The sequence below is a fragment of the Pseudomonas sp. K5002 genome, assembly GCF_013386655.1.
Lineage (GTDB): Bacteria > Pseudomonadota > Gammaproteobacteria > Pseudomonadales > Pseudomonadaceae > Aquipseudomonas.
In genome coordinates this window covers 1-377 of sequence record NZ_JACARK010001563.1, presented here as the reverse complement: position 1 = coordinate 377, position 377 = coordinate 1, and the positions used below count along the sequence as shown (strand labels likewise).

Sequence of the window (377 nt, the reverse complement as noted above, 5' to 3'; positions counted from 1 at the left end):
CGCAACGGCCTGCAGCTGTGCAGCCGCCTGTTCGAAGTCACCGGCGCGCGCTCCACTCACGCCTCGCTGCGCCTGGACCGGCACTGGCGCAACCTGCGCACGCAAACCTTGCACGACCCGGTGGACTACAAGCTCCACGAACTGGGGGACTGGGCGTTGAACCAGTCCCTGCCGATTCCCACGTTCTACTCCTAGAAGAGGTGCCCATGCAGCTTTTAACCTTACCGCCCTCGCCCGCTCTTGCGACCTCGATCCGCGCCACGGCCCAGGTCTTCGAAGACCCCAAATCCCAGGCGCTGCTGGCGCACATCCAGCAAGTCGCGCCCAGCGAAGCCAGCGTGTTGATCATCGGCGAAACCGGCACCGGTAAAGAGCTG

Annotated in this window: 1 protein-coding gene and 1 pseudogene; both read left to right on the top strand. The window is 64.7% G+C overall.

What is annotated here, in order from left to right; translation table 11 throughout:
* Window positions 1-195, top strand: a pseudogene (locus HX846_RS37955) (monooxygenase); the annotation flags it as partial.
* 11 nt (window positions 196-206) lie between these two features.
* Window positions 207-377 (top strand): sigma 54-interacting transcriptional regulator (locus tag HX846_RS37950; RefSeq protein ID WP_178967550.1); only part of this gene is annotated, 171 nt, incomplete at its 3' end.